The sequence below is a fragment of the Sporolactobacillus terrae DSM 11697 genome (assembly GCF_000648615.1).
Classification (GTDB): domain Bacteria; phylum Bacillota; class Bacilli; order Bacillales; family Sporolactobacillaceae; genus Sporolactobacillus; species Sporolactobacillus terrae.
In genome coordinates this window covers 1-19,241 of sequence record NZ_JFZC01000100.1, presented here as the reverse complement: position 1 = coordinate 19,241, position 19,241 = coordinate 1, and the positions used below count along the sequence as shown (strand labels likewise).

6 protein-coding genes are annotated in these 19,241 nt (G+C 45.0%); 5 read left to right on the top strand and 1 reads right to left on the bottom strand.

The window, feature by feature from the left end:
* The first annotated feature begins 358 nt into the window (after nucleotides 1–358).
* Nucleotides 359–2,689, top strand: a complete 2,331-nt coding sequence (gene helD, locus AA84_RS0116070) for an RNA polymerase recycling motor HelD (protein ID WP_328286241.1) — start codon at nucleotides 359–361, stop codon at nucleotides 2,687–2,689.
* Nucleotides 2,690–2,815: 126 nt separating this feature from the next.
* On the opposite strand, the gene AA84_RS0116065 is transcribed toward helD, so the two are convergent.
* Nucleotides 2,816–5,860, bottom strand: a complete 3,045-nt coding sequence (locus tag AA84_RS0116065) for a hybrid sensor histidine kinase/response regulator (protein ID WP_028978062.1) — start codon at nucleotides 5,858–5,860, stop codon at nucleotides 2,816–2,818.
* 259 nt (nucleotides 5,861–6,119) lie between these two features.
* On the opposite strand from AA84_RS0116065, the gene AA84_RS0116060 reads away from it, so the two are divergent.
* The 4 genes from AA84_RS0116060 (at nucleotide 6,120) to AA84_RS0116045 (ending at nucleotide 19,105) form a co-directional block, all read left to right on the top strand.
* Nucleotides 6,120–7,199 carry a response regulator gene (locus AA84_RS0116060; RefSeq protein ID WP_028978061.1) on the top strand — a complete coding sequence of 360 codons (1,080 nt, stop codon included), beginning with the start codon at nucleotides 6,120–6,122 and terminating at the stop codon, nucleotides 7,197–7,199.
* Nucleotides 7,200–7,799: 600 nt separating this feature from the next.
* Nucleotides 7,800–16,268 (top strand): SpaA isopeptide-forming pilin-related protein, encoded by an 8,469-nt coding sequence (locus tag AA84_RS0116055; protein ID WP_160168744.1) that lies wholly within the window; start codon nucleotides 7,800–7,802, stop codon nucleotides 16,266–16,268.
* Between the two features lie 254 nt (nucleotides 16,269–16,522).
* Complete coding sequence (locus AA84_RS0116050; RefSeq protein ID WP_028978059.1) at nucleotides 16,523–17,158, top strand: class A sortase; 636 nt, start codon at nucleotides 16,523–16,525, stop codon at nucleotides 17,156–17,158.
* A 48-nt stretch (nucleotides 17,159–17,206) separates the two neighbouring features.
* The gene (locus AA84_RS0116045; protein ID WP_028978058.1) at nucleotides 17,207–19,105 is read left to right on the top strand and encodes an ABC-F family ATP-binding cassette domain-containing protein; all 1,899 of its coding nucleotides are present in this window, start codon (nucleotides 17,207–17,209) and stop codon (nucleotides 19,103–19,105) included.
* Nucleotides 19,106–19,241 lie beyond the last annotated feature (136 nt).

Genomic DNA, 19,241 nt, shown 5'->3' with positions numbered 1-19,241 from the left:
ATACACCCATAAATGCTACATACTTGAACAGACAGGCGTCACGTGGCATCATCTATTTATGAAGATCGTCTTTTTTTTGTACCTTGAAAAAGGATTCCGGTGTTTATTCATCAAAGATTTTTTTCATGCATGATCGAAACAGAATGATGCGTTAATCAATCGTAGAAAATGAAAAAGCACAACGGTACATGAGTATTGAAGTTTCAATCCGTGCATGTTATAGTTATTACTCAATGAAAATCTATACAACAAAACCAAATTATAACATAACACAAAAAGTTAATGTTGTCAAGGGAAATAAATCGATTTTATTAAAATTATCATCGCTTTTTGAATGATTGAATGAAGAGGTGTTTGCATGATGGCGGAACGTGAACGCAGGCAGGAGCAGGAACGTGTCAATGAAGTTGTCGATGTCATCACAGAAAAAATTGAGAAGATCACAGGCAAAAAGGGCGAAGTGAGAAAAAGAATTGTCGATCTGAGAAAAACCTTTTGGGATGATGTTACCGTCAATCTCGATGAAAATGATGATGTTTACGAAACACAGGCCAGCATTAAGCAACAAGCAGAGCTGCTTTCGGAACGTGAGCGACGTCACGGTCAGATGACGAAAGCGCTCAAAACGCTGTTTCGATTGCAGGAAACGCCTTACTTTGGGCGCATTGATTTTCGCGAGGAGTATGAGGATCAGGTGGAGCCGCTTTATATTGGTATTGGCTCATTAATGGACAGCCGAAATGAGGATTTTCTGATTTATGATTGGCGAGCGCCGATCTCAAGCATGTACTACGATTATGCACCGGGTCCGGCAAAGTACAGCTCGCTTGATGGTGAAGTTGAAGGCAGCATGACGCTGAAACGACAATTTATGATTCGAGACGGACAGATCAAAGGAATGTTTGATACCGGGTTAACGATCGGCGATTCGTTGCTTCAAGCAGTACTCAGCGGCAAGGCATCCACACACATGAAAAGCATTGTTGCAACGATTCAACGCGAACAAAACCAAATCATTCGCAATGAGAAAGATCGCTATCTGATTGTTCAAGGTGCAGCCGGAAGTGGCAAGACGTCAGCTGCGCTGCAACGTGTTGCTTTTTTGTTGTACCGCTATCGGAAAACGCTGCGTTCGGATAACATGCTGCTCTTTTCACCGAATCCACTTTTCTCAAGTTTTATTTCCTCGGTACTGCCGGAACTTGGTGAGGAAAATGTTATTCAGACCACATTCAAAGACTTTATTGAGGAACGAATGGGCGGGGAGCTGCAGCTGGAGAACCCGTTTGATCAGACAGAAGCTTGTCTGACGATGAAAGAGGGGCCACAATTTAAGAACAGAATTGCGGGGATCCATTTTAAAGCTTCGCTGGCCTATCGCGATCTGATTGATCATTGGCTCGACCATTTGAAGCGTGCCGGAATGTTTTTTCGTGATGTGGCGTTTCGTGATCGGATCATTGTTTCAGGCAAAGAGATCGAGGGCTATTTCTATGCGCTGCCGCAAGATCGGGCGTTGCTCAATCGCCTAGAACACGTGCGAGATTGGCTCTTGCGCCGTATCGCCATCTTCTCAAAGCATGAACGCCAGGAAGATTGGGTGCTGGAGGAAGCCGGTCTTCTCGACAAATCAGACTATAAAAATATCTTTGATAAGCTGCAGCAAGAGAAGCAGTTTAGTGATGCAACCTTTGACGACTATGATCGAGAAGAGTTGCTGCTGCGCAAAATCGTGATGAACCGGCACTTGAAACGGTTGAGACGCCGAGTGAAGGAACTGGATTTTGTTAACACACAAAAGGTATATAGCGAGATCTTCTATCAGAAATACAGTGTGGATGCCGTACCTAAAGAATGGAACGCAATTTGCCGCGTAACGCGGATGCGCTTTGAAGAAGGCGATTGTCCTTGGGAAGATGCTGTACCTTACCTCTATATGAAGGAAAAAATACAAGGACGAAAGGGTAATCGGGATATCCGCCATTTAATCATTGACGAGGCGCAGGACTATTCGCCGGCTCAATTGGCATTTTTGAAGGCGGCGTTTCCGCGCTGCCAAATGACGATTCTCGGCGATGTGAATCAAGCGATCTATGCGCAAAGTCTGGGCGAAGACACGATGCTTTCGGAGCACTTATACGACCCGAACGACGTGCAGAAATTGACCTTGCTGCGCAGTTATCGATCAACGAAAGAAATTATGAATTTTGCGCGAGCGATTGTCCCAATGGGGGAGGTTATCGAACCATTTGATCGCAGCGGCAGGCTTCCGGAGTGGATTGATACGCATAAGCAATCAGAGAAAACAGAGGTCATCTTAAATAAGATCGATGACTTCAAACAAAACGGTCATGAAACCATCGCATTGATTGGAAAAACAATGAAGGAATGCCGAGAAGTTTATGATCTGCTTCAGCATCGGACGAATGTAAAGTTGATCACGCAAGAAACGTATCAATTTGACAAGGGCTTTATCATTATTCCGATCTATTTGGCCAAGGGTATTGAGTTTGACGCGGCGATCATTTATGATGCTTCGGCAAGCAACTACAGCCATGAAAGTGAGCGGACACTCTTTTACACAGCGTGTACGCGTGCGATGCATGAACTGGTTTTGCTCTCAAGCGGGGCGGCAAGCCCATTTCTTGATACGGTTCCATCGGAGCGTTACACACGCATGCAGTTGTGATAGTTCAGTATAAATCCATATAAGCATAACCTACCTCTCAGTTCATTTAGGCTGGGAGGTATTCATTTTTGTGGAAAACTGCAACCCTATCCAGGCACTGATGGCGAGTGGGGAAATCGCTTCACGTCAGGAACGATCCGGTAGATGCATGGTGATCGTTGTACCGGAACCAAGGCGGCTCTCAATCATCAACTCCGTTCCAAAAAAGTGTTTTAAACGATTATTGATGTTTTTTAAACCGACGCTGCGCCGTCCGTTTGCGATGTCCAATACGCTTTCAAGCTCTTCCTGTGACATGCCGACACCGTTATCAGCAACCTGAATAATGTAATGGTTTTTTTCGTGCCGAACGGTTACACGCACTTGTCCGCCTGTCTTGCGTTTTCCAATGCCGTGTTGCACAGCATTTTCGACAAGTGGCTGGATCATTAAAGGAGGCAGTGGAAAATCAAGGGTTCCATCAACGTTAAGCATCACGCGCACACGCTCACCAAAGCGCATTTTTTCAATGGCCAAATAAGCTTTGACCAGCTCAAGCTCTTTTTTTAAGGAACTGATCGACGAAGTGTTTTGGAAATCAAAACTTCCGCGCAAATAGGCAGCAAATTGAGTGATCATGTCACGCGTTTTTTCAATATCCTCATAACTCAGCGCAATCATTGAATTAAGCACGTTGTAGAGAAAATGCGGTCTGATTTGTGATTGCAAGAAGGCGACTTCCATATTTGTCGCCTGGGCAGCGGCTTGTTTCATCAGAATCAAGCCGCGGATCCGCGCTGCAAACTCAGAGAAGTTATACGGTTTTTGTAAAATGTCATTTGCCCCGGCGCGAAAAGCAAGATGTTTATCCTCATTATTGATTGCCGCGGTTAACGTCAGCACGGGCAGTTCGGTTAAACGATGCTGCTTACGAATCTTAGTGCACAACTCAAAGCCGGACATGCCCGGCATCATGAGATCGGTAATGACTAAATCCGGTTTTGCGCGTGCAAGTTCAGCCAACGCTTCCTTGCCGTTTTTTACGGCAGTGACGTTATAAGGAATTCCTTCCAGCATATCGATCAGAATGGACAAATTCTCTAAGTCATCATCTACAACTAAGATTGCAGGGGCTTTCACGGAATGTGAGTAGTGAGGGGTGATGAGCGCCTTGGCGGCCGGAATTTGCCCTTTGCTTTGATGCGTATGTCTTGCGTGTTTCGTGCTTAATCGCGAATCAATGATGTGTTCGCTTCTGATGATTGGCAGAACGACATGGAAGATTGAGCCAACACCTACTTCAGAGTCAACCCATAGTTTTCCTTTTTGAAGCGCAACCAGTTGTTTGACAATACTCAGGCCGAGCCCTGTGCCTTCAACTTGGGTAACTTTTTTGCGTTCAAATGGATGAAAAATTGTCTCCATTTCGGATGGGGGGATCCCTGAGCCTGTATCGGCAATAATCAGTTCAACGCCGTCTGTGTTCCTTTTCGCACGAATTGTGATTTTGCCGGACTGGGTGTACTTGATCGCATTGTCAACCAAGTTATTGATGATCTGACGAAACCGATTCTCATCAGCGTAGATAAGCGGAAGATCGGTTGGAATCTGATTGACTAAGTACAAGCCTTTTTTCTCCGCAAGCAATTTATAGAAGGCGAGTTCTGCTTGAACGACTGCAGCGACGTCAAGCGGAACCGGCCGGACAGCTAGAGTGCCATGTTTTAATTTCTCAATATCTAAAATATCGTTGACCAAGTCGGACAGCCGGTAACCAATGCGTGTCACCATTTGCAGTTTTTCTGCTTCTTCAGAGATTTTTCGGTCTTTCTTGCTTGCCAGAAGTGTCTGCGCAATGTTGATAATCCCATTCAGCGGCGTTCTAAATTCATGGGAAATTTTAGCGATGAACTCATCTTTAATTTGATTGTTTTGATCAAGTTCTGCTGTCAGATGCTCGCTACGCTTAAATGCGTTGGAAAAACGCTGTGACATTAGCAGTGCGAGCATCAAAAGAAATAGGAGTGATGAAACGGAATAAAGAGCAAACAACCGTTTCGGTATGTAGACGTTTATGGTGGTCATGATCACAAAGATACTCATTGAGAGTGCTGCAATCATCAGATAGACGCTGCCCTCTACACGCTGAATAATTGCCAAAACAAAGATATAGAACGCGTAGGCGAGGGTGAATACGGCTGAACTCGTATGAAGCAGCAATCCGATCATTGTTAATTGATCCAAGGGAAGAAAATCTAAGATCAGCGTACAAAGTGAGACAGTGACTACGCCATAAGTTATTTTTTTTGACACGAGCTGGGGATAGGCAAAATACAAATAGAGCAGCAGTGCGATCCCGATGAGCAAGGTAGAGGTCGATTCGATAATGACTAAGTGAGCATAGGACAAGTTTGGAAAAAGTAAATAAATGACGCGCGCTTCACTGATAAATGAAATAATCACGGCGAATAACAGACAAATAATTGAAAAGAACAGTAAATATAGATCTTTTGTTCGTTGGATAAAAAAGCCCAAAAAGTAAAGACCGATAATAAAGAACGAGATAACCACACTTAAATCATTAAATAAGATAAAATCATGCTTTTGCGAAATCTGTTGCTGGGTGCCAAACAGGATTGGCCGTGAGATTCCCCAACCAACTGCTCCTGTGGCGCGGGTGGTCTGAATCAGAAGTTCGTTGTCGCCTTTATGAAGTGTAAAGTAGGCTGCATAAGATCTGAGCGATGTTTCCATGTGATGATCGGTTGACGGGTGACCGCTTTCGCCAACGAATTGGCCATTCACATAGATTCGATTTGAACTGTAAATGGTTGAAGTTTGCAAGCCGAACACTTGATTTCGGTCGGAATGGATCAGCAAACGATAAGTCCCCGTGTTGGAACCGACTGCTTTAAAATTCTCTGTGCCGTTTTTTGCTGTTGGTACGGTCATGAATTGATACTTCTTCTTTGCCAGATTATCTTTTGGAGACAAGATTTGCCCCGGATAAAGCATCCATTGGCCATTTAATTGAATTTCCCCGTCTTTTGCAAAGTTCCAATGACTAATATCAAGCGTTCCGTGTGTTGCGATCGGACCGTCGTATTTTGAACTATGATACCATGAAAGGAAGATTAAGAAGAAACCAACATAACACAAAAGAACTACACCTAATGCAAAGGAACGCCGCATCACTTATCATTCTCCCGAAAAAGAGTGTGGAATTTTATTGCCTGGAAATGCTTGATTGTACTGCCCTACCTTGATTCTACCATTTTACCAGATTGCGTCTCGATAAGAATCGATTATTCTTCACTTTCGTACACGAACGAATGCGTGCAAGCAGCGGTTTCAATGCTATAATTAGTCTAGATTACATTGTTTTCTGAAAATCCTGTATTCGGGTTCGTCAAGTGTACGGACGCCTTGTGTGATTGGAGGGGATCATGAAATGATTGCGTTTGTGGTTGACGATGAAGTGTTGGCGTGCAGGCAGCTGAAAACGATGCTTAAGGCAACGGGTTGCTTTGAAATGATCCAAACCTACACGGATCCTGAACAGGCGCTTGACGAGGCGGCAAATCGGCATCCCGACGTTGCTTTTTTAGATATTGAAATGCCGGAAATGAGCGGGATTGAACTGGCAGCACGACTTCAGGATAACAACACGAACATTAAGGTTGTGTTCACGACCGCCTTTGATGAATTTGCCATTAAAGCATTTGAATTAAACGCAGTGGACTACCTGCTCAAACCGATAATGAAAGACCGGCTGAAGCGAACGATTGAACGGCTGCTCCATGAACGATACATAAAGCAAGAACAGGCAGAGCGAGAAACGATCAGCTTTGCCATTGCTTGCTTCGATCATCTCAAATTCTACCGGATGGATAAGGGCAAAAAAGTTGATGTTGCGGTCAAATGGCGTACGTCCAAGGCAAGGGAACTTTATGCATTCCTTCTAAGTTCCCATGATCGCTTTGTCAGCAAAGAAGCGCTGGTCGATTTACTTTGGCCGGAAGCGGATCCAAACAAGGCGGCTACCCATCTATACACAACCATATATCAAGTTCGAAAAGTACTTGATAAACTGGCGTTTAAACAAAAAATTGTGAAGAATGATATCGGCTACTCGCTCACGCTTGCCGGAGCGAGTATTGATGTTGAAGAATGGGAGGCGCGGCTTGAAAGATTGCATAAACTCGATCGTTCAACTTATCAGGATCATATTCAGGCGTTCAATGACTATAAAGGCCATTACTTTGAAGAGTATGGGTACTTGTGGGCGGAACCCGAACGGATCAGACTGTGCCAATTGTGGTTGCAACACGCACATCGGTTAGTCGACTTTCTTATAAAAAATAACGAAGATACAGAAGCATTGGCTGTCTGTCAAAAAGTGGATCGGATTCAGCCCGGGGATGAGCGAAATATGAAGCAAGAGATGACCATATACAACAAAACAGGCAATGTCGAGGGTGCCATCCGCATCTACGAGAGGCTGAAGGAAGTTAATGAAACAGAAGTTTAAAAAAAAGTGAACGGCATACCGCCCGAGAACCGCCCGGTCAACAGTTGCTTGTTGATCGGGTGGTTTTTAGATGAAAAAAGACCTGAGGAACATGGTTTCCCTCAGGTCTTTTTTACAGGTAAAGAAGCTTTATGATTTTGCCCCATCTTCAAACCCATAGACCCGTGTCTTGACCGAGAATCAACGCGCAGATGTTCGGGCGCCTGCGGGAACAGCGTGCCAGCGAGACCCCGCAGATACCTACCTGTCTGAGGAGGCTCGCGGTGCGCCCGCGGCAAGCGAGTAACCGAAGCGGCGATTCAGCGCCGAAAAGACACGAACCCATCACATGTGGCTGGAGATTAAGAACAGTCCTTGTCTGTGACTTTTTATACAAATAATCCGAAAATGTGAAAAAAATTCGATTTTTGTTCAGATTCTGTACAGTTCCCCAAGTTAGAATCATTATTAGCTGACCAATGTATCGGCGCTAATAAACACCACACGAAACAAACCCATCTTGATTGTTTATTTCACATTCCATCAAACGGTCTCATGTTGTGTCCAGTGAACACGGCTATTTATAAACACACCGATTACATACCAAAGGGGAGAAGCATGGTGAGAGCAAAAAGACTGCCGCTCGGACTGCAAAAAACAAAGCACAGAAAAGTAATGAAACGCTTTATGATTATCGTCCTTGCACTGTTTGTTATCTTTAGCCAAATGTCATTGTCGCCATTTTTGGGGCAAGCGAGTGCGGAAGATACCCAAACGCAGCAAATCATTGATTCAGTAGGGCTGACCACTGGGGAAGGTGACGCAGCAAAAGAGGTTAATACAGAAAATCCATTGAAGCAAGGAGATGCAGTGAATCTGGACTATACATGGACACAAAAAGACGGTCAAAAACTTGATCAAGATGTGACCATCCAGATACCTGCTCAATTTAAGGTCGGCACAAAAGACGATGGAGACAAAGATAGCACCGACACAACCGGTGAGGTTAAACTCGCCGACAATACAACGGTCATTGGCAGCTATACAATCAAAGCCAGTGACCAACCGGCGAATGCTAATCAATTGACCATCCATTTTAACAGTGAAAAAACAAAAGACCTTTCCGGAGCCACCGGAAACCTGCGCATTCCAGCCGTTTTTGATGATGACATCAAAGCGGATCAAAAGATCACACCGATCGACTTTGATTTGGGAAATAACCAAAAACAGACGATCAATGTCGCGGTTAAGGCAGAGGCAACAACTGAGAAATCAGAAAAAGCCGATCACAACGCTACAGCAACGGATGATCAAGGAAAGACGACTGATGGTTCGAGCACGGAAGATCAAGCAAAAGCTGAGAAAGCCGACACAGATGCAGAATCGAAGGACGCATCGAGTGCGGGTCAAGCAAAGCAAGAAGCAGTCGGAGATTCAGGTGCGGCAGCCAAAGCAGAAAATCAAAAGGAAAGCGTTGCATCAGTACAAACCGCACCAGAAAAGAAACAAACGAAAAGCATTGAACGTGCTGCGGCTGAAGCAAAGGCCTCAACCCCTCAAGAAATAACGAAACCCGTTGTGTCGGTTGACAAAATTACAGATAAAGATGGGAATGTATGGAGCTCAGAGCATCGACCGGGACTTGAATCTGAGGCATACATTCATATGAATTGGTCAATTGAAGACGATTGGGATATCCACGAAGGCGATTACTATACCTTTGATTTGCCTCAAGAATTTGCCATTTATAATGACTTTAACGGAGAACTTAAAGATGATGATGGCAATGTCGTTGCAAATTATATGGTGAAACATGGGAACAACGATACCGGCAAGGTAACCCTTACATTCACTAATTACGCAGAGCGTCATTCCAACGTTGGCGGGACGTTTACTGTCTTTACGAAATTTAATAAAGAAACGATTACCGGAAGTACGCAAAAGGAAATCAAGTTTGATCTGCCGGGTGATGCCGTAACGGTTACAATTCCATTTGAAAATCCAAAAGGAACAGCAATTCACAAAGACGTTTCACCAGATAGAAGCGTAAATCCGAAAAATATTAATTGGACGGTAAATATCAATACGAATGAAGCAACATTGAAAAATGCAGTGGTGAAGGATCCGACGCCTGCCGGGCTAACCCTCAACAAAGATTCAATTAAGCTGTATCAACTGCAAGTGAATGTTGATGGAACCGTAAAGCTTGGCAGTCAAGTTCCCTCAAGCGACTATGAGCTTGGCACAGATGATGGTAACCTGACCATTAAGTTCAATCAGGACATCAACCGTGCCTATCAAATTCAATATTCAACGAAGATTAATGATTCTTCAAAAAAGGGAACGTTTAAAAATACGGCGACGCTTTCCAGTGATGGAAATGAGGATGTCAAGGCATCTGCGTCAATAACCACTAAGCTTGGAACGCATTTAACGAAAACAGGATCCTATGACTCGAATACGCAAACCATCAAATGGACCATTAATTATAACGGTGATGAGCAATCGATAAAGCAGGCCGATGCCGTTCTGCATGATTTATTCGACAATAGCCATGAACTTGATAGCAGCTCAGTTAAGGTTTATCAGGCTACGGTGAAGGACGATGGAGGATTTACCCAGGGGAGCTTGGTAGATAACAGTGAATATGAGGTAACTCCTAAATCAACGACCGATAAAAACGGTTTTGATCTCCAATTTAAGCATGGTATTGACAGTGCTTATCAAATCACGTATACAACAAAAGCTGTGGGATTAGTAACTGAAGATGGGAAGATCAGCAACACGGTAACTTCCGACAACAGCTCCGCATCAGGCAATGAGCAATACCCAAAACAGCAGGGCATTATAAAGTCAAACACCGGCGCTGATTATAAGGCTAAAACAGCCACTTGGAAGATTACCGTTAATGGGAATCACTACGAACTTAATAATGCGACAATAACCGATACATTTGATCATGCTGGATTAGCGCTGAAGGAGAACGCATTTAAGATTCATAATGAAACAAAAGATAAGGATCCTACAAAGGGCACAGATTATGACTTGAGTTCAGATGCTAATGGTTTTGTTGTTACATTTAAAGGCGCCTATGCAAAAACAACCGATTCATTTACGATCACTTATACGACGGACTTTGATTACAACAAACTAGCATCCGGTAAAACGGTTTTTTCAAACACTTCAAAGTTGACATGGAAAGATGAGAATGGGAAAGATCAATCAAGTTCATCAACAGCAACCTTTAATCCGGATGATTATACAAAGTCTAATGGGTTTAAGAGCGGCTCCTACGACCCGTCGAACAAACAAATCACATGGAAAATCGGTATAAACTATAACAATGTGACCCTTAAAGATCCTAAAATCGTTGACCAAATTAAAGACAATCAACAATACATTGACGGATCGCTCGAGGTACACACGATGACGTTAACCGGTGGGTGGAATGGGTATTCCGTTGGAGAGGACGTTCCGGAAGATGACTACACGGTTGAGTACCCATCAGCTGCTAATGATAATACGCTGACGGTTCATTTTAAAAAGGCGATTGACTCACCGTATTACATGACCTTTAAAACGTCATTGAATGGGCAAATCATTCATAAAGCATATGACAATACAGCGTTGGTGCTCGATGGGGCGGATAAAGTAACGGATCTATCGGCTTCAGTTCAGCCAACCAATGGCGACAGCTTTGCTTCAAAAAGCGGTGCGCAAGATGGGAATTATGTCAATTGGACGGTAAATATTAATCCAAGCCAATCGTCGGTCTCAGAACCTGTTCTTACAGACACACCAAGCAACAATCAAATTATTGATGCCTCATCCTTTGAGCTTTATAAAGCAACGGTTAACAGGAATGGAACGTTAACAAAAACCGGAGAGCCATTGAAGCAAGGAACCGATTATACACGCGATGTTCATACGGATAATGATACCGGTGCACAATCCTTCACCTTAGCATTTAAAAACGCAATCAATGATGCCTATTTGTTAACGTATAGAACGCTAATCAATGCATCAAATGGCGACAAGCTGGAAAATACGGTAAAGCTTGATGGCAAAAACATACAGACGTATACAACAGAAACAAGTTCAGAGGTTACCGTTAAGCTTTCTGGTGGTGATGGTACCGGAAGTGGAGAGATCGGTGGACTGACCATAACTAAAAAAGATGCTGACGATGGCAGTGCGCTTTCGGGTGCAACGTTTACGTTGTATGACAAAGAAGGAAAAACAGCGCTGCGAACAATTACAACGGACAACGATGGAAAGGCAGCGTTCAATCATTTCAAATACGGCGACTACGTATTGAAAGAGGATAAAGCACCAACAGGATATGTCATTAATCCTGATTATAAAGCGGGGAAAACAGTTACGATCGACAAGCCGGCTAAAGGGGAGACGACTACACAATTAGCCGTTGTCAATCATAAATTCGTTGGAAAAGTGATTCTGACAAAACAAGATGATGTATCCGGAGAAAAGTTGAAAAATGCTGTATTCGAGCTCAAGGATCAAGACGGCAAGCTCATCGAGCAGCTGACGACTGATGAAAACGGACAGTTGACGGCCGATAATCTGAAGCCTGGAAACTATCAACTCGTGGAAATCATTCCACCGGCAAACTATCAACTCAATTCAACACCCTATGCGTTTACGATCAATGAAGATCAAACAACCGTTATCAACGTTACTGCTAAAAACACACTCACGCCAGGTTCTGTCGTTTTAACAAAAACAGACGAAGACACGGGTAAGACTTTATCCGGAGCTGTGTTCAATCTTGTTCAGAATGGTAACGTACTACAGAGCGGATTAACAACGAATGCAGCTGGTCAAATTGAGGTAAATGATCTAGTACCGGGCGACTATCAATTTGTCGAGACCAGTGCACCGAACGATTACGCATTGATCAGCGGCTCAGCGATTCCATTCACCATTCAAAAGGGTCAAGTCAAACCCCTTCAAATTTCAGCAACCAATGGGTTGATAACCGGCAGTGTCGAATTGACAAAGGTTGACTCGGATAATCATGACGCACCACTGACCGGCGCGACATTTGATCTCCAGAATCAGACGGGAGAAACACTGAAATCAGGTCTTCATACAGACAGCAAAGGGAAACTGACGGTAGACAATCTAAAGCCGGGTGACTACCAATTCATGGAAACAAAAGCTCCGGCCGGTTACGTGCTCAATCCAGAACCGATTAAGTTTACAATCGAGAAGAGCCAGAAACAACCATTGAAGATTAATGCACCGAATGCTTTGCAGACAGGTAGCGTAATATTGAATAAGGTTGGGGAAGACAATGCGGAGCTTGGCCTTCAGGGTGCAAAATATACACTGAAGGATGCTACGGGTCATGTAATTAAAGAAGATTTGCAAACCAATGACAAGGGCCAAATCATCTACGAAGGTTTGAAGCCAGGAAACTATCAATTTGTTGAAACGCAGGCTCCAACTGGGTACGAAGTAGATGCGACACCAATCACGTTTACGATCACAAAAGGGCAAACTGAAGTTGTTCAAAAGAAGGCGATTGATAAGCTGATTCCAGGTGACGCTGTTTTGACGAAAGTGGATTCAGCCGATCCTAATCAAACGCTTGAGGGCGCGGTATTCAATCTGGAAGATGCTCATGGATCGATCATTAAGCAAGATTTAACAACGGATGCTAATGGTAAAATTGCGGTTACAAACCTGAAGCCAGGTACTTACTACTTTACCGAAACGAAGGCTCCTGCAAACTATGACCTTAACAATGAACGCATTAAAGTGGTTATTGAAAAAGGTCAGCAAGTGGCGGCCGAAGTCACTGCAGAAAATACGTTGACTCCCGGCAGTGCGAAGTTGATTAAAAAGGCAACGGAGGATCAATCGCTGCTGCAAGGCGCTGAATACAAATTGATTCGAGTGGATAACAGCGGGCATCAGATTTGGGTGAAAGAGCATCTCGTCACCAATGAATACGGTCAAATCGTGGTCAATAATCTTGTGCCGGGACACTATCAATTTATTGAAACCAAGGCACCAACCAATTATGATCTAAATGCCGCGCCGATCCCTGTGACCGTTGCGCCGGGTCAGAAGTCGGTCGATGAAGCAACGGTGGTTGCTCATGATACGCTGACCCCGGGAAATGCAGAAGTATTTAAGAAAGACGAAGTGAGCGGTGAAGGACTGAAAGGCGCAGTCTTCAACGTCCTGGACCGCAATGGAGACGCCGTTAGAACAAGCGTAACAACCGATCAGAACGGCAAATTGCTCATCAAGGATTTGGCACCGGGAAATTATCAACTCGTTGAGACCCAAGCACCTGCCGGCTATTTAAAGAATAGTAAAGCAGTGCCTTTTGAAATCAAGAAAGGACAATTGTCAACCTACGCGGTGCCAGTAGACGTAACGAACAAAATGGTTCCTGGAAACCTCACGTTGGAAAAAGCTGATGGTGATCATCCGGACAAAGTATTGTCAGGTGCGGTATTTAAATTACTGAACGCTCAAGGCGAAGCAGCAAAAGACAATGACGGGCAACCGATCACCGCAGAACAGTTAACAACAAAAGATGGCAAAATTACGCTTAACAATTTGAGACCGGGCACCTATACCCTGAAAGAAATAACCCCTGCTCCGGGGTATATTCGAAACACCAGTCCATTGACTTTTACAATTGATCCGTCAGCGACCAATCAGCCGACAGTCTTCCTTAAGAAGACCTTTGAAAACTATAAAGGAAAGGCTGAACTAACGAAAACGGATGCTGATGGTCATGGACTCGAAGGAGCAACATTTAACGTTGTTGATCAAGACGGTCAAGTCATTCAGAAAGATTTAAAAACAGATACGAACGGCAAAATTAGCATTGAAAATCTGAAACCAGGCAAGTACAGTTTTGCGGAGACGAAAGCTCCGAACGGATACCTGCTTGATTCAGCGCCAAAAACTTTTACGATTGATGATCAGACGAGCGGGCAACCGACCGTTGTCAACGTATCAAAAGTTAATACATTGAACAGTGTCGTCTTGACCAAGGTCGACAAAGACGATCCGGATGCCGTACTCAAAGGAGCAGAGTTTAAGCTCGTTGATAAGGACGGCAAGATTGTTGAGAAAGATGTAACCGGAAAGAAACTTACAGCTGTGTGGACGACAGATGCCCAAGGCCGATTTACGGTGAACGGTCTGGCAGCTGGCGAGTACAACTTCATTGAAACAAAAGCACCAAATGGCTATGAACTGGATGCAACGCCGATTCCGTTTAAAGTGACGAATGAGGATGCAAAGGCAATCCCGATCACGGCCACAGATAAGCTGAACAGTGTCGTCTTGACCAAGGTCGACAAAAACGATCCGGACGCCGTACTCAAAGGAGCAGAGTTTAAGCTCGTTGATAAGGACGGCAAGATTGTTGAGAAAGATGTAACCGGAAAGAAACTTGCAGCTGTGTGGACGACAGATGCCCAAGGCCAATTTACGGTGAACGGTCTGGAAGCTGGCGAGTACAATTTCATTGAAACAAAAGCACCAAATGGCTATGAACTGGATGCAACGCCGATTCCGTTTAAAGTGACGAACAAAGACGTCAAAGCAATCCCGATCACGGCCACAGATAAGTTGAACAGTGTCGTCCTGACGAAGGTCGACAAAAACGATCCGGATGCAGTCCTTAAAGGAGCAGAATTTAAACTCTATGACAGCACCGGCAAGGTTGTTGAAAAAGATGTAACCGGAAAGAAACTTACAGCTGTGTGGACGACAGATGCCCAAGGCCAATTTACGGTGAACGGTCTGGCAACTGGCGAGTACAGCTTCATTGAAACGAAAGCACCAAATGGCTATGAACTAGATGCAACGCCGATTCCGTTTAAAGTGACGAACAAAGACGTCAAAGCAATCCCGATCACGGCCACAGATAAGTTGAACAGTGTCGTCCTGACGAAGGTCGACAAAAACGATCCGGATGCCGTACTCAAAGGAGCAGAGTTTAAGCTCGTTGATAAGGACGGCAAGGCTGTTGAAAAAGATGTAACCGGAAAGAAACTTACAGCTGTGTGGACGACAGATGCCCAAGGCCGATTTACGGTGAACGGTCTGGCAGCTGGCGAGTACAATTTCATTGAAACAAAAGCACCAAATGGCTATGAACTAGATGCAACGCCGATTCCGTTTAAAGTGACGAACAAAGACGTCAAAGCAATCCCGATCACGGCCACAGATAAGTTGAACAGTGTCGTCCTGACGAAGGTCGACAAAAATGATCCGGATGCAGTCCTTAAAGGAGCAGAATTTAAACTCTATGACAGCACCGGAAAGGTTGTTGAGAAAGATGCAAATGGAAAATCGCTGCCATCCGTCTGGTCGACGAACGATAAAGGCCAATTCACGGTAAGCGGTTTGGCACCGGGCAACTACCATTTCATCGAAACCAAAGCACCGAAGAATTATGACTTGGATGAGACGCCGATTCCGTTCCATGTGACGGCAACGGACGTCAAGGCGATTGCGATTACTGCAGCCGACCTGCTCACCCCAGGTGATGTTCGTTTAACCAAGGTTGATAAAAATGATCCAGATGCTGTGCTCAAGGGAGCCGAATTCAAGCTGGTTGACGGTAACGGCAAGATTTTGAAAACCGGACTGACAACAGATAATAGCGGTCGGTTTGTTGTGAAGGATCTTGCACCAGGGAAATATGCCTTCATTGAGACCAAGGCACCCGAAGGCTACCAGCTTGACGCAACGCCAATTTCGTTTGTTATTGAAAAAGGCATCTCGAAGCCGGTAGAGATTACAGCAACGAATAAAGCAATTCCAACAATTGAACGTGGCGTTTTGGGCGAACAACAAAATGGAGGAACGCCTCAACCAAACCAAGTGATTAAAAAAGACGCGACATCCAAGAATACGGCATCGATTGAACGTGGACAATTAGGTCTAGTGGAGACCGCGACACCGAAATCTGAGAAAGACTTGCCGAAAACCGGTGATGGTAATCCTCTAGCAACATTTGCGGCCGGGGCAGCACTACTGATTGGCGGCGCATTCCTGACTATTTTCTCGAGAAGACGGAGAAAAGGCTAAGAGAGAAGCAAAAACAGTAACTTGTAGAAGGGCATTCGGCCAAACAGACCGGATGCCTTTTTGATATAAAAACTCTGTCATCATGTATTCAAAACGATAAAACAGTGCTTCGGCTGTGGTGCGCCTCCGTTGATCGCAGGTCTGAAAATTTCTGCATGTCTGAGCAAGACCAATTTTTATTGGTGTGAGATAACATTCGGCACTTGATCATGGTACACTTTGATTAGGTATCTTTTAAAAAGGCGGGATAGTTTGTGTGGCGCAAATGGCTGGCTGTACTTTGCATCGCGGCAGGTATTCTTTTGATTGCTTCTCCTTTTTTAAAGGAAGGTTTGATCGGTTATCTGAGCGGAAAGTTGAATTCGGAGCAATTGACAGCAACTCAGCTTAAGAAAAATAATCAACGGGATGCCTCCTTTGATTATAAATCGATTCAGCCGCCTTCATTTTATGAGGCGGTAAAGGCCGGGACGCGTGTTTCCTCTCATGCGGTGATCGGGCGCATTCAAGTGAAGCGTCTCGGGATTGCGCTCCCTATTTTAAAGGGAACGACCAGCAGCAATTTGCTGGTGGGTGCGGCTACCATGCGTTCGGATCAGAAAATGGGCAGCGGCAATTATGCACTTGCCGGGCACCACATGCAGCGTGAAAATCTGCTTTTTGGTCCATTGATGCATGTGAAAATCGGTGATGAAGTCGTCATTACCAACTTGACGAGTGACTACGTGTATCGGGTCTCGAATCGAAAGATTGTTTCTGAAAACGAGGGTAGTGTCGTTGACCAGACCAAAGACAAACGGATTACATTGGTCACGTGTGACAAGCCGACGCGTACGCCGAATCGGTTGATTGTCATTGGAAAACTGGTTCGTGTTGAGACTCATCAATGAGCATGAATAATGGCGCTTTATCATTTTTTAGAGAATAGGATGATCCAATTGAGTATTCTTGATGTTGACGATTTGTATAAAACGTATGGTGTGCAGACGCTGTTCGACCATATCTCGTTTTCCGTTTCCGAGGGTGAGCGGATTGGATTAATTGGCGTCAATGGAACCGGGAAGTCGACCTTACTGAATGTGCTCGCGGGGCGTGACTCGGCAGAAAGCGGCAGTATGCGACATGCCAATGCTTTTCGGCTCGAATATCTGCCTCAGACCCCGGTTTTTGACGACGGCGTGACTGCGCTGGACCATATTTATGGGGGCGTTTCGCCGATTATGGCTGCCGTGCGCAATTATGAGCAGGCGCTTGCCCAATTGGAAAAGAATCCGGCAGATGCGAAACTTCAAGAACAGCTTCTTAAGCGCCAGCAGCAGATGGATGCAGCGGATGCCTGGGATGCGGAAGCTGCGGCAAAACGGATTCTGACCCGGCTGGGCATTCAGGACTTTGAAACGCCTGCAAACGAATGCTCCGGCGGGCAAAAGAAACGAATTGCTCTTGCGCGAGCACTGATTCAGCCGGCCGATCTGCTGATTCTCGACGAGCCGACGAACCATTTAGATAACGCCATTATTGATTGGCTTGAAGAAGCGCTGGACCAGTATTCAGGTGCGCTATTGATGGTGACGCATGATCGTTATTTCTTAAATCGCGTAACCAAACGCATTCTTGAACTGGATCACGGGAAGCTTTACAGCTATGACGGAAATTATGAACTGTTTCTTGAAAAGAGAGCAGAACGCGAAGCGCATGCGGCATCCGGTGAGGTTAAGCTGCAGAATCAGTTGCGCCGCGAGCTGGCCTGGCTGCGCCGCGGCGCGAAAGCACGGTCAACCAAGCAAAAAGCCAGAGTGGAGCGTGTGCATCAGCTTCAAGAACACAAAGGTCCGGAAATCAAGCAGTCGGTGGACGTAGCACTTGGATCGACACGCCTGGGTAAGAAAGTGATTGAGGCGAAGCGGCTTGCGAAGCATTTTAATGGCCGCGAACTTTTTCATGAATTTAACTTGCTTGTTACGCCGGGTGAACGCTTGGGGATCATCGGGGGCAACGGCAGCGGCAAAACAACGTTGCTGAACATTCTAGCTAAGCGGCTGAATCCGGATTCAGGAACAGTGGCTATTGGCGAGACCGTGAAGATTGGTTATTACACTCAGGAACATGCCGAAATGAACGAAGATCTGACGGTTATTGACTATATTAAGGAAGCAGCGCAAGTTGTGCTCACGGATGACGGGCAGCAGGTGACGGCAGAGCAGATGCTCGAGCGATTCCTGTTTTCGCGCCCACGTCAGCGTACGTTTATCCGCAAATTGTCCGGCGGTGAGCATAAGCGGCTTTATCTTTTGCGCATTTTGATGGCGGAACCCAATGTCCTTTTTCTTGATGAACCGACAAATGATCTGGATACGGAGACATTGACCGTTCTCGAAGATTACTTGTTGCAATTTCCAGGCACTGTTCTGGCCGTATCGCACGAACGTTATTTTCTTGATCGGGTTGTCGATCGATTGATCGTCTTTGAAGGGGATGGCCGCATCCGCCGCTTCGAAGGAAACTACAGCGAATACATGGATGAACGAAAAAAAGAACAGGCAGCGGCGGTAAAGATCAAAGCAAACAAAAAAGAACTACCGATTCAAAAGCCTGCTGCGAAAAAGAAAAAACTAACCTATAAAGAGCAGCAGGAATGGAACGGGATTGAAGATCGAATTGCATCGCTTGAAGAACAGATTGAACAACTGAAAAAAGAGATTGGCCAGGCGGGCAGCGATGCAGGAAAGGTTCAGGAACTCTATAAAAAACAGCAGGAAATGGAAGTAAAACTCGATCAGGCGATGGAACGTTGGACCGAATTATCGTTAAAAGTGGAAGAAATCGAAAACCAATAAATAAAGAAGGCAAAAATCCTTGAGCAGGATTTTTGCCTTCTTTCATTGCAGGAAAAGAAAGTATAAGATTTTGCCCCATCTTCAAACCAATAGCCCAGTGTCTTGGCCGAGAAACAAAGCGGAGGTGCGAGACGCC

Coding starts and splice junctions, on each gene's coding strand:
- helD (WP_328286241.1), top strand. CDS start 359: ATGATGGCGGAACGTGAACGCAGGCAGGAGCAGGAACGTGTCAATGAA.
- AA84_RS0116065 (WP_028978062.1), bottom strand. CDS start 5,860: ATGCGGCGTTCCTTTGCATTAGGTGTAGTTCTTTTGTGTTATGTTGGT.
- AA84_RS0116060 (WP_028978061.1), top strand. CDS start 6,120: ATGATTGCGTTTGTGGTTGACGATGAAGTGTTGGCGTGCAGGCAGCTG.